Source organism: Arthrobacter sp. HS15c (genome assembly GCF_040812005.1).
Lineage (GTDB): Bacteria > Actinomycetota > Actinomycetes > Actinomycetales > Micrococcaceae > Arthrobacter.
In genome coordinates this window covers 93,386-106,786 of record NZ_JBFOHM010000013.1, presented here as the reverse complement: position 1 = coordinate 106,786, position 13,401 = coordinate 93,386, and the positions used below count along the sequence as shown (strand labels likewise).

10 protein-coding genes and 1 pseudogene are annotated in these 13,401 nt (G+C 67.5%); 5 read left to right on the top strand and 6 right to left on the bottom strand.

Going from position 1 to position 13,401, the window contains the following annotated elements:
- Positions 1-54: 54 nt before the first annotated feature.
- Both ABV518_RS20395 and ABV518_RS20390 read right to left on the bottom strand, forming a co-directional pair.
- On the bottom strand, positions 55-1,671 hold the full coding sequence (locus tag ABV518_RS20395; RefSeq protein WP_367771082.1) for a DUF349 domain-containing protein: 1,617 nt from the start codon (positions 1,669-1,671) through the stop codon (positions 55-57).
- Between the two features lie 196 nt (positions 1,672-1,867).
- Positions 1,868-2,662: a peptidylprolyl isomerase gene (locus tag ABV518_RS20390; protein ID WP_367770838.1), complete on the bottom strand. Its 795-nt coding sequence runs from the start codon at positions 2,660-2,662 to the stop codon at positions 1,868-1,870.
- Positions 2,663-2,898: 236 nt separating this feature from the next.
- On the opposite strand from ABV518_RS20390, the gene hisS reads away from it, so the two are divergent.
- On the top strand, positions 2,899-4,269 hold the full coding sequence (gene hisS, locus ABV518_RS20385) for a histidine--tRNA ligase (protein WP_367770835.1): 1,371 nt from the start codon (positions 2,899-2,901) through the stop codon (positions 4,267-4,269).
- Between the two features lie 150 nt (positions 4,270-4,419).
- On the opposite strand, the gene ABV518_RS20380 is transcribed toward hisS, so the two are convergent.
- Positions 4,420-5,691 carry an APC family permease gene (locus ABV518_RS20380; protein ID WP_367770832.1) on the bottom strand — a complete coding sequence of 424 codons (1,272 nt, stop codon included), beginning with the start codon at positions 5,689-5,691 and terminating at the stop codon, positions 4,420-4,422.
- Between the two features lie 107 nt (positions 5,692-5,798).
- Between ABV518_RS20380 and aspS the strand changes: the two genes are divergently transcribed.
- The gene (gene aspS / locus ABV518_RS20375; protein WP_367770830.1) at positions 5,799-7,598 is read left to right on the top strand and encodes an aspartate--tRNA ligase; all 1,800 of its coding nucleotides are present in this window, start codon (positions 5,799-5,801) and stop codon (positions 7,596-7,598) included.
- 91 nt (positions 7,599-7,689) lie between these two features.
- Positions 7,690-8,478: a GNAT family N-acetyltransferase gene (locus ABV518_RS20370; RefSeq protein ID WP_367771079.1), complete on the top strand. Its 789-nt coding sequence runs from the start codon at positions 7,690-7,692 to the stop codon at positions 8,476-8,478.
- A gap of 5 nt (positions 8,479-8,483) precedes the next feature.
- On the opposite strand, the gene ABV518_RS20365 is transcribed toward ABV518_RS20370, so the two are convergent.
- Positions 8,484-9,158 carry an acVLRF1 family peptidyl-tRNA hydrolase gene (locus ABV518_RS20365; RefSeq protein WP_367770827.1) on the bottom strand — a complete coding sequence of 225 codons (675 nt, stop codon included), beginning with the start codon at positions 9,156-9,158 and terminating at the stop codon, positions 8,484-8,486.
- A gap of 55 nt (positions 9,159-9,213) precedes the next feature.
- Between ABV518_RS20365 and ABV518_RS20360 the strand changes: the two genes are divergently transcribed.
- A complete protein-coding gene (locus ABV518_RS20360) occupies positions 9,214-10,632 on the top strand; it encodes a replication-associated recombination protein A (RefSeq protein ID WP_367770824.1) in 1,419 nt (472 codons plus the stop codon).
- Here ABV518_RS20360 and ABV518_RS20355 read toward each other — a convergent pair.
- Positions 10,619-10,894: pseudogene (locus ABV518_RS20355) on the bottom strand (hypothetical protein); the annotation flags it as partial. The gene ABV518_RS20360 and the pseudogene ABV518_RS20355 overlap by 14 nt on opposite strands.
- Before the next feature lie 57 nt (positions 10,895-10,951).
- Positions 10,952-12,451: a diguanylate cyclase gene (locus ABV518_RS20350; protein WP_367770821.1), complete on the bottom strand. Its 1,500-nt coding sequence runs from the start codon at positions 12,449-12,451 to the stop codon at positions 10,952-10,954.
- A 304-nt stretch (positions 12,452-12,755) separates the two neighbouring features.
- On the opposite strand from ABV518_RS20350, the gene rpsD reads away from it, so the two are divergent.
- Positions 12,756-13,382 carry a 30S ribosomal protein S4 gene (gene rpsD, locus ABV518_RS20345; RefSeq protein ID WP_111905420.1) on the top strand — a complete coding sequence of 209 codons (627 nt, stop codon included), beginning with the start codon at positions 12,756-12,758 and terminating at the stop codon, positions 13,380-13,382.
- Positions 13,383-13,401: the final 19 nt, after the last annotated feature.

The following is a 13,401-nucleotide window of genomic DNA, read 5'->3' as shown; positions in this document are numbered from 1 at the left end:
ACCGGAGCCGGACCTGTGACGTGTCCGTTGGCGAAGCCCTAAGAGGGCTTCGGCCTAGGAGAGTTCGCTGGCTGAGCGCTGGATCTGGTCCAGCCATGCCTGCCGTGCGTCGAGGGCTTCCTGCGCGGCCTTGATCTTGCGCTGGTCGCCGGCCTTCTCCGCCTTGGCGAGGTCCTCCTGGAGGCCGGCAATGGCAGCCTCCAGCTGGGACAGCGCGCTGTTGGTGCGGGCCTTGGTCTCGGGGTTGGACCGCTGCCAGTTTTCCTCTTCGGCCTGGCGGACGGCGTCCTCCACCTTACGGAGGCCGGCTTCGATGCGCCCCATGTCGGCACGCGGAACCTTGCCGGCTTCCTCCCAGCGGTCGCGGACGGACTGGAGCGCCTTTTTGGCCGCAGCCAGGTCCTTGACCGGGAGGATCGCGCTGGCCTCAACGAGGAGCGCTTCCTTCACGGTGAGGTTGGCTGCGTACTCCTGGTCGATCTCTTCGTTGGCAGCCTGCCGGTTAGTGAAAAACACATCCTGGGCCGCGCGGAAGCGTGCCCACAGGGCGTCATCATCCTTGCGGCTGGCGCGCGGTGATGCCTTCCAGTCGTCCATCAGGCGGCGGTACTCGCCGGCGGCGTAGCCCCAGTCGGTGGAGCTGGACAGGGCCTCTGCTTCCGCGATGAGCTTTTCCTTGGCTGACTTGGCCGCGGAGTTGTTGCTGTCCAGCTGCGAGAAGTAGGCCCGGCGGTGGCGGTCGAAAACCGTGCGTGCTGCGCGGAAGCGCTTCCACAGGGCGTCCTCGTTGCTGCGGCCCAGGCGTACACCGCTCTTCTGGGCGGTCTTCCAGCTTTCGAAGAGCTCGTTCATCCGGGCGCTGGACGTCTTCCACTGGATCTGGGATGGATCCTGGCCGGAGATACTTTCGGCTTCAGCAACGATCTCCTCGCGGGCTGCCAGCTCGGCAGCGCGGACGGCGTCGTGCTCGGCCTTCTCGGTCTTTTCGAGTTCCTTGACCTGTTCGGAGAGCGCATCCAGGCGGCCTTCGGCGGCGCGGAGATCGCCCACCATGTTCCGCTCGGCCAGCTGTTCGCGCAGGTGGGTGACAGTCTTCTGCATGTCGGTGCTCGGGGCCTTGGAACTCACCCTCTGCTCCAGCAGGACGATCTGGGCCAGGATGTCATCGAATTTGCGGGCGAAATACGCCAGGGCTTCATCGTTGCTGACGTCAGGGTACTGTCCGACGGCGTGTTCCTCGCCGTCGATCTTCAGGAAGACGTGGCCGTCGCCTTCAACGCGGCCCCAGTGCGACGCCTCAGCCAACGACGTGGCGGGCACTACGGGCACCGGTGCCGCGGCAGGAGCGGCGGCCGCCGGCTTTGGCCGGGATGCGAAAGCGGCCGGCGAGGGCGCCGGACGCGGTGCAGCGGCGGGCTTAGGCGCTGCCTCAGGAGCAGAAACGGCAGTGGCCTCGGCAACAGGCGCGGCAGCGGTGGGGACTTCAGCCTCAGCTGCGGCATCGGGGGTTTCAGCCTCCGGCGCCGCCTCAGGGGCGGCTGCGTCGGGGGTTTCGGCCTCTGGAGATTCCTCGGCGACGGCCGGGGCTTCCTCCGCAGCTTCTGCGGCGGCGGCCGGGGCTTCCTCCGCAGCTTCTGCGGCGGCGGCCGGGGCATCTTCAGCCGGTGCCACGTCGGTGGTGGGCTCCAGGACCGGGGATTCCCCGGCCGTGGCTTCGTCAGCCGCTGCCGGTTCGGCCGCGGGGGCCGTTTCCTCGGTCAGGTCTGCTGCTGTTTCGTCGGATTTCTGACTGTCTGTCACCGCTAAAAGTCTTTCGCTTGGAGGGAAATACTCACGTACTGCACCGCGGCCGTGGAGGCCTGGCTTCCTACTTCAGAGAAACCGAGTCTATCGTGACTGGTTGCACAGGTGCGCCGTCTGATGCGCTGGAACCGGGAGTGATTCCAGCCGCCGCAATGGCATCTACTGCTTCCATTCCGGAGGTCACCTTGCCCACCACCGTATAGCCCCCGGCGGAGTCGGCGGGAATCACCGTGTCTTTATAGACAACGAAAAACTGCTTCCCGTTTCCGTAGGCGTTGTCGCCGGACCGTGCCACGGCAATCGTGCCCGCAGGGTAGGTGTTGTCCGCCGGAGTGTTTTCGAGGGGTCCCCAGGTGTAGTCCGGGTCGGCGGCAGCGGAGGCGCCGCCGCATTGCAGCAGTCCGAAGGCTTCGCCGGTGGTCAGGCGGTGGCATGCGCTGCCGTTGTAGAAGCCCTCGTCCGTGAGTGCTTTGAAGACGGCAGCAGCCTGGGGCGCCTTGGTGCCGTCGATTTCGACGCCGAGCACACTCCCGTTCAGCGTCATTTCGCCGGTGAACACCTTGCCGGCGGCCGTGTCCGCCGCCGGAATGTTGGGCCCGTTCGTTTCCTGCGCCGACGGGGAGGCGGACGGGCTGGTGAGCCCGGCCTCGGCCGCCGCGAATTCCTCTTCGGTGGGGTTGCCGGCGAATGCGGTCAGTTGGAGCACGACGGCGAGCACCACGGCAGCGGCACCGGCACCGGCGGCGATGATATTGTCCCGCCTGCGCCGTTTCTCCTGCTCCCGCCGCAGCTCGCGCTTGGCTTCCATCTGCTGGATGCGCCGTTTTGCCTCGCGGGCACTGCGTGAACTGGCCGCCAATGGTCCTCCTGGTAGTCGGGCTGCAGCCGCGCCCGATCATTCCCGGTGCGCCTGCAGTTCTTTGGCAGCATTGCGCCACCCAAGCCGCCCATTAGAGATGCAGGCGGATGACGCATAAACTGACTGCCGCACATAGTTTATGCATGAGTTGCCGGACAGCCGCCGTTCCCGGCCCGTTTCGGGTGGATTACCGGGTAAAGTCCCAGGCACCCTTTATTAAGAGGAGATCTTCCACCATGGCACGCACCGCCTCCCTGTCCGGATTCCCCGAGTGGCTTCCCGAGGAGCGGCTGGTGGAGCTGCACGTGCTGGACACCCTCCGCAAGGTCTTCGAGCTGCACGGTTTCTCTTCCATCGAGACCCGTGCGGTGGAAACTGTCGGCCAGCTGCTGCGCAAGGGTGAGATCGATAAAGAGGTCTACGGGCTCAGCCGCCTCCAGGATGACGAAGGTGACGAATCCAAGGCCGGCAAACACGATCCGCACGCCCTCGCGCTGCACTTCGACCTGACGGTGCCGTTTGCCCGGTACGTGGTGGAGAACGCCGGTTACCTGGCGTTCCCGTTCCGGCGGTACCAGATCCAGAAGGTCTGGCGCGGCGAGCGTCCGCAGGAAGGCCGTGCCCGCGAATTCACCCAGGCGGACATCGACGTCGTGGGCGACGGCGACCTGCCCTTCCGCTATGACGTGGAAATCGCCCTGGTGATCGCCGAAGCCCTCAGTGCCCTGCCCATCCCGGACTTCCGCCTGCGCATCAACAACCGCAAACTGGCTGAAGGCTATTACCGGGGCATCGGCCTGGATGACACCGCCGGCGTGCTGCGCAGCATCGACAAGCTGGAAAAGATCGGCCCCGCCAAGGTCGCGGAACTGCTGAAGTCCGAGCTCGGAGCAACCGACGAGCAGGCACAGCTGGCCTTGAAGCTTGCCGGGATCCGCACCGAGGACACCTCGTTTGTGGCCCAGGTCCGCGCGCTCGGCGTGACGAACGACCTCCTGGAAGAGGGCCTGGACGAGCTCGAACAGGTCATCGCGGCCGCAGTGCAGCGGGCTCCGGGCAAGGTTATAGCGGACCTCAGCATCGCCCGCGGCCTGGACTACTACACCGGCACCGTGGTGGAGACCGTCCTGGTGGGCCACGAACAGCTCGGCTCCATCTGCTCCGGCGGCCGCTACGACGCCCTGGCCAGCAAGGGCAACCGCAAGTTCCCCGGCGTCGGCCTTTCCATCGGCGTGACCCGGCTCGTGTCCCGCATCCTCAGCCAGGACCTGGCGAAGGCGTCCCGCTCGGTGCCCACGGCAGTATTGGTTGCCCTAACTGACGACGACAGCTGGGGCGCTGCCCAGGACATTGCGGCACAGCTCCGCGGCAGGGGCATCGCCACCGAGGTCGCGGCGAAGGCCGAGAAATTCGGCAAGCAGATCAAGTTCGCCGACCGCCGCGGCATTCCCTTTGTCTGGTTCACCGACGACGACGGCAAGCACCAGGTCAAGGACATCCGATCGGGCGTGCAGGTGGACGCCGATCCGGCCAGCTGGGCCCCGGCTGACGAAGACCTGTCCGTCCAGGTCACCACCGCGCTTCAGGCGTCCGCCCAGCCGGCCTGACACTAACGGCCCGGTACTTGCCGCGGCGACGGCGGCCGGGGCCAGCCTTCGTGGGGCACTTTGACGTGGATTTGCCGCTTTCTTGGCCGATTTCCGTGCTCAACCTGCCCAAAGTGCCCCACGACGGTATGGCTTAGGCCCGAAACGGCACTAGCGGCGGAACCTCAGCACCATGAACCGCCCTGCCGCTCCGGCTGTGAGGACGCCCGCCATGCCCAGCACCGACGCGGCCGGCAGGGTGAACGCCAGCAGCAGGCAGCCGAGGAACCCGGCGATATTCAGCCACCGGGGGCCATGGGCAGGGTGTTCGGCCAGTGTATAGGCGGCAGCGTTGGTGACCGCGTAGTAGATCAGGACGCCAAAGCTGGAGAAGCCCACCACGGTCATGACGTCCGTGGTCAGCAGCAGGAGAATCACGACGGCGGCCACCGCCAGTTCTGCGACGAACGGCACCGTATGTTTCCCGCCGACGCGTGCAAGGGGGCCAGGGAGATCCCGTTCACGGGCCATCGCCAGGGTGGTCCGGCCCACGCCGGTGATCAGCGCCAGGAGGGCGCCGAGGCAGGCAGCGGCCGCCCCGGCCTGGACAACCGGCGCGCCTGCGGCCAGGGAAGAGTTGCGGACAGCGTCCAGCAGCGGCGTGGCGGTTGCGGCCAGGCCGGCGGGGGACAGGTGATTCAACAGCAGCAGCGCCAGGACAAGGTAAATGCCGAAGGCAGCAGCGAGGGCTGCAAGGATGGCCCGGGGGATGGTCCTGGCCGGATCCTTGACCTCCTCACCGAGGGTGGCGATCCGGGCGTAGCCGGCGAACGCGAAAAACATCAGCCCGGCCGCTGGCAACACGCCGCCGAGGTTGGCGGGAACACCGGCGTCAGCACCGGCGTCGGACGCGTCCACTCCAAGGGAGGCGCCCGCCGGGTGGGGGCCGACGATGCTGGCGGCGGCAACAAACACCAGCGTGGCCAGGACCACGGCCAACAGGACCCTGGTCAGGAGGGCGGTGCGGGTGATGCCCAGCAGGTTGACCCCTGTCAGCGCCACCACCGCGGCAACCGCCACAGGAATCGCGTACTGCGGCACAACGTAATTCCCGAAGGTGAGTGCCATGGCCGCGCAGGACGCTGATTTTCCGGTGATGAAGCCCCAGCCGGCAATGAAACCCGGCCACTCGCCCAGCCGCTTCCGGCCGTAGACATAGGTACCGCCGCTTGCCGGGTACCTGGCCGCGAGTTCAGCCGAGGCAACAGCGTTGCAGTACGCCACGGCACCGGCGATCAGGACAGCAACGACCAGGAAACCTCCGGCCAGACCGGCGGCCGGGGCGAAGGCCACAAAGACGCCCGCGCCGAGCATGGAGCCGAGCCCGATCGACGTGGCGTCGAACACGCCCAGCCGCCGCTGAAGTTGCTGGTGCCCGGTCATGGGGGTGGTGGAGCCTTTCCAACGGGTAAACTCGAACGGGATTGTTCCCGGAACGATCCTATGCAACTTCCCTAAAGTTCCTGCTGTCTCTTTCAGAAAGGCGTGCTGTGCTGCGCACACATGACCTCGGATCCCTTCGCTCCGAGCACATTGGACAAACCGTAACCCTGGCCGGCTGGGTGGGCCGCCGTCGTGACCACGGTGGTGTCGCATTCGTGGACCTGCGCGATGCCTCCGGTGTGGCCCAGGTTGTGGTCCGTGAGGAAGAGGTCTTCCACGGTCTGCGCAACGAGTACGTCCTTCAGATCACCGGCACCGTCTCCCAGCGCCCCGAGGGCAATGAGAACCCCGCGCTGGCCACCGGCGAAATCGAGGTCATGGCGGACAAGGTCGTTATCCTCAACACCTCCGAGCCTTTGCCGTTCCAGATCGACGAGCACGTCGAGGTCGGTGAGGAAGCACGCCTGAAGCACCGCTACCTTGACCTGCGCCGTCCCGGCCCCGCCCGCAACCTGCGGCTGCGGTCCGAAGCCAACCGCGTGGCCCGCGAGCTGCTCCACCAGGACGGCTTCGTCGAGATCGAAACGCCCACGCTGACGCGCTCGACGCCGGAAGGCGCCCGCGACTTTGTGGTCCCCGCGCGCCTGGCCCCGGGTTCCTGGTACGCGCTGCCGCAGTCACCGCAGCTTTTCAAGCAGCTCCTGCAGGTGGGCGGTTTCGAGAAGTACTACCAGATTGCGCGCTGCTACCGCGATGAGGATTTCCGCGCCGACCGCCAGCCGGAATTCACCCAGCTGGACATCGAGGCCAGCTTCGTTGACCAGGACGACATCATTGCCCTGGGCGAAAACATCGTCAAGGCACTCTGGAAGCTGATCGACGTCGAGATCCCCACCCCCATCCAGCGCATCACCTATGCCGACGCGATGGCCCGCTACGGCTCGGACAAGCCTGACCTCCGCTTCGGCGTGGAACTGACTGAGCTCACCGAATTCTTCAAGGACACCGGCTTTGGCGTCTTCAAGGCTCCGTATGTCGGTGCCGTGGTGATGCCCGGCGGCGCTTCCCAGCCGCGGCGCACCCTTGACGGCTGGCAGGAGTTCGCCAAGCAGCGCGGCCACAAGGGCCTGGCATACGTCCTCTTCAAGGAAGACGGCGAACTGGCAGGCCCGGTCGCCAAGAACCTGACCGAAACCGAGCGTGCAGGCCTCGCCGACGCCGTGGGCGCCAAGCCGGGCGACTGCATCTTCTTCGCCGCCGGTGAGAAGTCCGCGGCCCGTGCCCTCCTGGGTGCTGCCCGCGTGGAGATCGGCCACCGCACCGGCCTGATCGATCCCAGCGCCTGGGCCTTCTGCTGGGTGGTGGACGCCCCCATGTTCGAGCCGGCCGCCGCTGCAGTGGCCTCCGGCGATGTGGCTGTTGGCGCCGGCAAGTGGACCGCAGTCCACCACGCCTTCACCTCGCCCAAGCCGGAGTTCCTGGACACGTTCGACCAGGACCCGGAATCGGCCTTGTCCTACGCGTACGACATCGTCTGCAACGGCAACGAAATCGGCGGCGGTTCCATCCGTATCCACGAGCGCGACGTCCAGGAGCGGGTCTTCGAACTGATGGGCCTGGACCGTGAAGACGCCCAGACCAAGTTCGGCTTCCTGCTCGAGGGCTTCAAGTTCGGGGCCCCGCCGCACGGCGGCATCGCCTTCGGCTGGGACCGCGTGGTGGCACTGCTGGCAGGTGTTGAGTCGATCCGCGACGTCATTGCCTTCCCGAAGACCGGCAACGGCTACGACCCGCTGACGCAGGCCCCCGCGCCGATCACGCCGCAGCAGCGCAAGGAGGCCGGCGTCGACTTCAAGCCCCAAACGAAGCCGGAAGAAGCCAAGAAAGCCGAACCGGAAGCCAAATAGGCTCTAGGCTCAACCGCAGGAGGCTCCCCGGACAACCGGGGAGCCTCCTGCCGTTGATGAAGGATGGAGCACCGTGGCCGACACCGCCCCGATGGACCTTGAACGTGTGATGGACGCCGCCTGGCCGGCTCCCGACCGGGACGAAACAGGCGGATGGGTTCTTCGCGCCGCAGACGGCGTGACCCAGCGGGCCAACTCGATCTGGCCGCGCGCCGGGAGGGACGGCGAACCCCACGAAAGGCCTGTCCTGCTGCGGGAGGCCAGGGCCTGGTACCGAAGCCGCCGGTTGCCGGTGATCTTCCAGGTTTTTGACAATGCCTGCAACGAGGCCTTGAATGCCTTCCTGGATGCCGAAGGCTTCACCCGGCAGTCCGAAACCCTGATCCTGGCGCGCAACGGCGAAGCCGGCGCCGGGGAAGTAGTGCCCGACCCCGGCGTCGAACTTTCATCAGAGCCTTCCGCGGAATGGCTGCGGCTCTGGTGGAGCGTGGACGGCCGCGGCGGCGAGGATTCCCTTGCCACCGCCCGCGGAATCCTTGAGGGCTGCCCGTCGCTGTACGCCCTGGTGAGGGACGACGACGGCGTCCCCGCCGCCGTCGGGCGCCTCGCCATTCCTCCGGGCCGGTCGGGCGGGCCGGCCGGCTGGGGCGGCCTGTACTGCATGGCAACACGCCCGGACGCACGGCGCCGCGGCTACGCCACGCGTATCCTCCAGGGCCTGCTCGGGGCCGGTCAGTCACAGCGGCTGGACAGCTACTGGCTGCTGGTCACCGCCGCCAACCTCGGGGCGCAGGCACTCTACGCCAACGCCGGATTCACGGAAACCGGCCGCTACGTCTACCGGCAGGAACGGCCCAAACGGCACCTGACCGGCTGTTAACCTAACTACTCCGGCGGGTCGGCCACCTGGATCCGGACAGCGCAGGCATCCGCTGCCGCTTTCTTCAGGACCGCGGCCCGGGGATCGGCCACGTCGAGGTAGGCCAGCCGGGGCAGGCGCGCGTAGTCCCTCAGGACAGGCTCCTCCAGCACCAGGTCCACCAGGGTGCGGTCCCCGCCTGGAACGACGTACTCGAAGGACTGGCCGCTGAACACCTGCCGGGCCTGCCCGGCGACGGCCTGGACCAGCTCATCCGCCTGGTTGGAACGGCGGCGGGCAAACCGCTGCTGCGACTGGCCCCCCGCAGCGGTCCGGGACTGCACGTACCTGGTGCCCGCCTTGGACACGACGATGACTCCCTCGCTGGCCACGGCGATGCCATAACCTCCCCGCCGGACCAGGAGAAGGCCGAGCCGGCGCGGCTGGGAGGCGATGGACGCCAGCCGCTCCAATGGGCCGGCGCCCCGTCCTGGCCGGCCGTCGTCGGGCCAGGGCGGCTGCAGGAACGCGGTGGTGCCGTCGGCCGCCAGGAGCCGCACGCCGTCGTCGTCATCGCTGAGCCGGAAGCCGCCGTGGGCGGCGCTGAACCGCTCCACCCAGCCCGCGAGGCGGACGCCGGGCACAAAAGCAGTCCTGACGGAGCTGGGACGGCCGGCCCCGGCGGCGGGGTGTGCGCTCATGTGGGACCCCTTGGGCTGGCGGAACGAAGCGGTGAACTAGAAGTAGCCTATCTGTGTGGATGATCTCTTCGCCCAAGGGCCAGGCAACGACGACGACGGCGAAGGCGACAGCGGCGCGGCGGCCGCCGCCGGAAGCGGAGCGGACGGCAACGGCCGGCCCCGCAGCCCCCTGGCGGTCAGGATGCGGCCGAAAACGCTGGACGACGTGGTGGGCCAGCAGCACCTGCTGGGGCAGGGCTCGCCGCTGCGCCAACTGGCCGCCGGTGCTGATGCAGGCGGCCCCGCCGGGCCGGCGTCGGTCATCCTCTGGGGACCTCCCGGGACCGGAAAAACCACGCTGGCCCACGTGATCGCCAAGGGGCGTGGCCGTAAGTTCGTGGAACTGTCCGCCATCACGGCAGGCGTGAAGGATGTCCGCCGCGTGATGGACGAGGCCCTGACCGCCCGGGACCTGTACAAAACCACCACCGTGCTGTTCCTGGACGAGATCCACCGGTTTAACAAGGCGCAGCAGGATGCGCTGCTGCCCGGGGTGGAAAACCGCTGGGTTGTCCTGGTGGCGGCCACCACCGAGAATCCGTCCTTTTCCGTGGTTTCTCCGCTGCTGTCGAGGTCGCTGCTGCTGACGTTGAGGCCCCTCACCGACGACGACATCGAGGGACTCGTTCAGCGCGCCGTCACAGATGTCCAGGGACTGAACGGGAAGGTTGAACTCAGTGACGAGGCGTTGGCCCACCTGGTCAGGCTTTCCGGGGGTGACGCCCGGCGTGCACTTACTGCCCTCGAAGCCGCCGCCGGGGTGGCGTTCGGCGACGCCGACGACGCGGGCGACGGTCCGGTGACCGTTGAGCTGAAGCATACGGAGCGGGCCCTCGATGTCGCCGCGGTCCGCTACGACCGGGCCGGCGACCAGCATTACGACGTCGCCAGCGCCTTCATCAAGTCCGTCCGGGGTTCCGACGTGGACGCAGCCCTGCACTACCTGGCGCGGATGCTTGAGGCAGGGGAGGACCCCAGGTTTGTTGCCCGGCGCATCGTGATTTCCGCCGCCGAAGACGTTGGCATGGCCGACCCCACGGCGCTGCAGACTGCCGTCGCCGCTGCGCAGGCAGTCCAGCTGATCGGCATGCCCGAAGGCAGGATCGTGCTGGCCGAAGCCGTGGTCCACCTGGCCACCGCGCCCAAGTCCAACGCGGCGTACATGGGCCTGAACAAGGCCGTGGCGGACGTCCGCGCCGGCCTCGGCAACGGGATTCCGGCCCATCTGCGCGACGCCCACTATCCGGGGTCGAAGCAGCTGGGCCATGGACTCGGCTACAAGTACGCCCACGACGCCCCGCACTCCGTGGCGACGCAGCAATACCCGCCGGACGACCTCGTGGGCAAGGACTACTACCTGCCCACGGCCAACGGTACGGAACGCGACATTGCCATCAGGCTGGAGCGGCTGCGCAAGATCATCAGGGGCAGCTGAGCCTTCCCGGCAATAGTTTTTGCGCACCCACCGCATCCCCCAGTCCGGCCAGGGCAACGTGCTCCAGCCTGGCACCTGAGGCCAGCAGCGCCTCAACAATCTGGGCAGGTCCCGGCCTCGCCAGCAGGTAACCCTGCCCCGTGCTGCGGGTTCCGAAGCCGTCGACGGCGATCCGGACGCCGAGTGCCTTGAGCCTGTTCAGGACGGACATGCCGCCGTCCCGGCTGGCTGCCAGGGCAGCCTCCGTTATTTCGAGTACGAGCCGTCCGGCCTGCGTGGCGGGTCTACGAGGACCAGTTCGACGGCGGCAAGGGTGCGGTCATCGGGTGTCGCTGCCGGTAGGAGAGGCTTCCAGTCCAACGGTTTCCCCGGTCAGCAGGTCCGCCACGGGCTGGTACTCAAGGCGCAGCTGCCGGGCGGCGACAGCCGTTGCCAGGTCGCTCTTCTGGGCAGCGCGGTAGGCCGTGTGGTCGTGTCCGCGCGGGTCGAACAGCTGGTAACGCGCCTTCCCGCCGTGCTTGGCCATGTACATCGCAAAGTCAGCCTGGCGCAGGAGCTCCGCTGCGTCCGGCGTGTCCTGCCTGCGCTGGGCAGCACCAAGGCTGGCCGTCAGGGTCAGGCGGTCGTCAGCGACGAAGAACGGTGCCCGCAGGGCCTCGTGGATCCGTTCGGCAACGTCGCCTGTGACGGAGTGTCCGTCATCCTCCATCACCACGATCGCGAACTCGTCCCCGCCCAGGCGGGCCACGAGGTCCTCGGCCCGCACGCAGGCCTGAAGCCGTGCGGCGAGCTGGATGAGGAGGGCATCGCCCCGCTCGTGGCCCAGCGAGTCGTTGACTCCCTTGAAATCGTCGACGTCGATAAAGAGCAGGCCTTCAAGCCTGGCGCCATTGCCCTTGTCGCCGCCAGGTTCCGGGTCGAATGATGCGGTGAGGCGCTCCATGAGTGCGGCGCGGTTGGGCAGGCCGGTGAGTGAATCGTGGGTGGCACGGTGGGTCAGTTCGAGGTGGCTGTCGTGCACAGCGGCGGCCATCGCGTTGAAGGCCTCGGCCAGCTCGCCAAGTTCGTCCCGCCGGTGCACGGAGATCCGGTGCGTGTACTGCCCGGCCTGCAGTTTCAGGGCGCCGTGCCGGAGGCTGGCCACCGGCCGCAGCAGGTCTTTGACCATCCTGCGGCGGAAGTAGAACGTCGCCGCAACGGCGATGGCGAACAGCCCGGTCCGGGCAGCGACGAGGATGAGTTCCAGGTCCGCGGTATAGGCCAGCGCCTTGTCCATGGCCGCCAGGGAGGACCGTTGGACGCCGGCCAGCAGGGTGCGGACCCGGGCACTGTCGGCCGCGAACCCGGGAGACTCCGCGGCGCGGGTTCCGTGTGTTCCATCCACCTGAACGGACCACAGGCCATGGGATGCGAGGGATTCCTGCCACGCCTGCCGCACGTCCCCGACGGCGGGCCTGGATTCCGCCGGCAGGAGGTCCGTGGCGGCGGCGTCGAACAGGGCGGAAATTTCATGCTGCTGGGCCATGAACGCCGCGTGGTCGGCGGCCGGGTCCGACAGCAGCCGGTGCCCCAGCTGTTCGTGGTCATCCAGCGCCGTGCGCAGCGACTCGATCCGTTCCGCCTCAAGCAGCAGCCGGCTGTCAGCGGCCTGGACGTGGCCAACCACACCCCGGACGCCCACGATGGTCACCGCCGCGCCCACCAGGAGCGCAATGAGCATCAGGATGAACGCCCGGGACCATTCACGCCGCAGGCTCCACGTCCGGGGCGTCCGCGTGAACGCGGCCCCGGGCACGGGCCGGCGATCCGCACTCTGCACATCCACATGCTGTTGTCCTATGGGTCAGGGAGCCAACGTGTCCCTGTCCCCACGCCAGAGTTGGCCCGGCCAAGAGTCCGGTGATAATAGGAGCAGGCTAACAGGGCGGCAGCCCCGGCGGCCGCTGCGCCGCTCCCGCGTGGTAGGATAGTTCGTTGTCTGGCAAGGCACGGACGCACAATCCACCAAATTCACTTTGATGCGGTTATGCCCTGTGCCCAGTAGCAAAAGGCAGCGGTTGGCCGATGCTCTCCATCGTGGAGGCCAGTAACACTGACACACCGCAGATATTGGAAGGACACAAGTGGCTAACAACACTCGTGCTCGCCGTACCGCACGCCTCTCGCGTGCACTCGGCATCGCTCTGACCCCCAAGGCCGCCAAGTACATGGAGCGCCGCCCGTACGGCCCCGGTGAGCATGGCCGTGCCCGCAAGAAGCAGGACTCCGACTACGCCGTACGCCTGCGCGAAAAGCAGCGTCTGCGCGCCCAGTACGGCATCCGCGAAGCCCAGATGACCCGTGCCTTCGAAGAAGCGCGCCGCACCAAGGGCCTGACCGGTGAAAACCTGATCGAACTGCTCGAAATGCGTCTTGACGCGCTCGTGCTGCGTGCCGGCTTCGCCCGCACCATCGCCCAGGCCCGCCAGCTCGTTGTGCACCGCCACATCCTGGTTGACGGCATCCGCGTTGACCGTCCGTCGTTCCGCGTTGGCGAAGGCCAGCTGGTCCACGTTCACAGCCGCAGCGAAACCATGGTTCCGCTCCAGGTGGCAGCAGCCGGCGCACACCGCGACGTCCTGCCCCAGGTTCCCGCCTACCTGGACGTCAAGCTTGACGCCCTGCAGGCACGCCTGGTCCGTCGCCCGAAGCGCTCCGAGGTCCCCGTGACCTGCGAAGAGCAGCTCGTCGTCGAATTCTACGCACGCTAAATCCCAGCAGCGTATACAA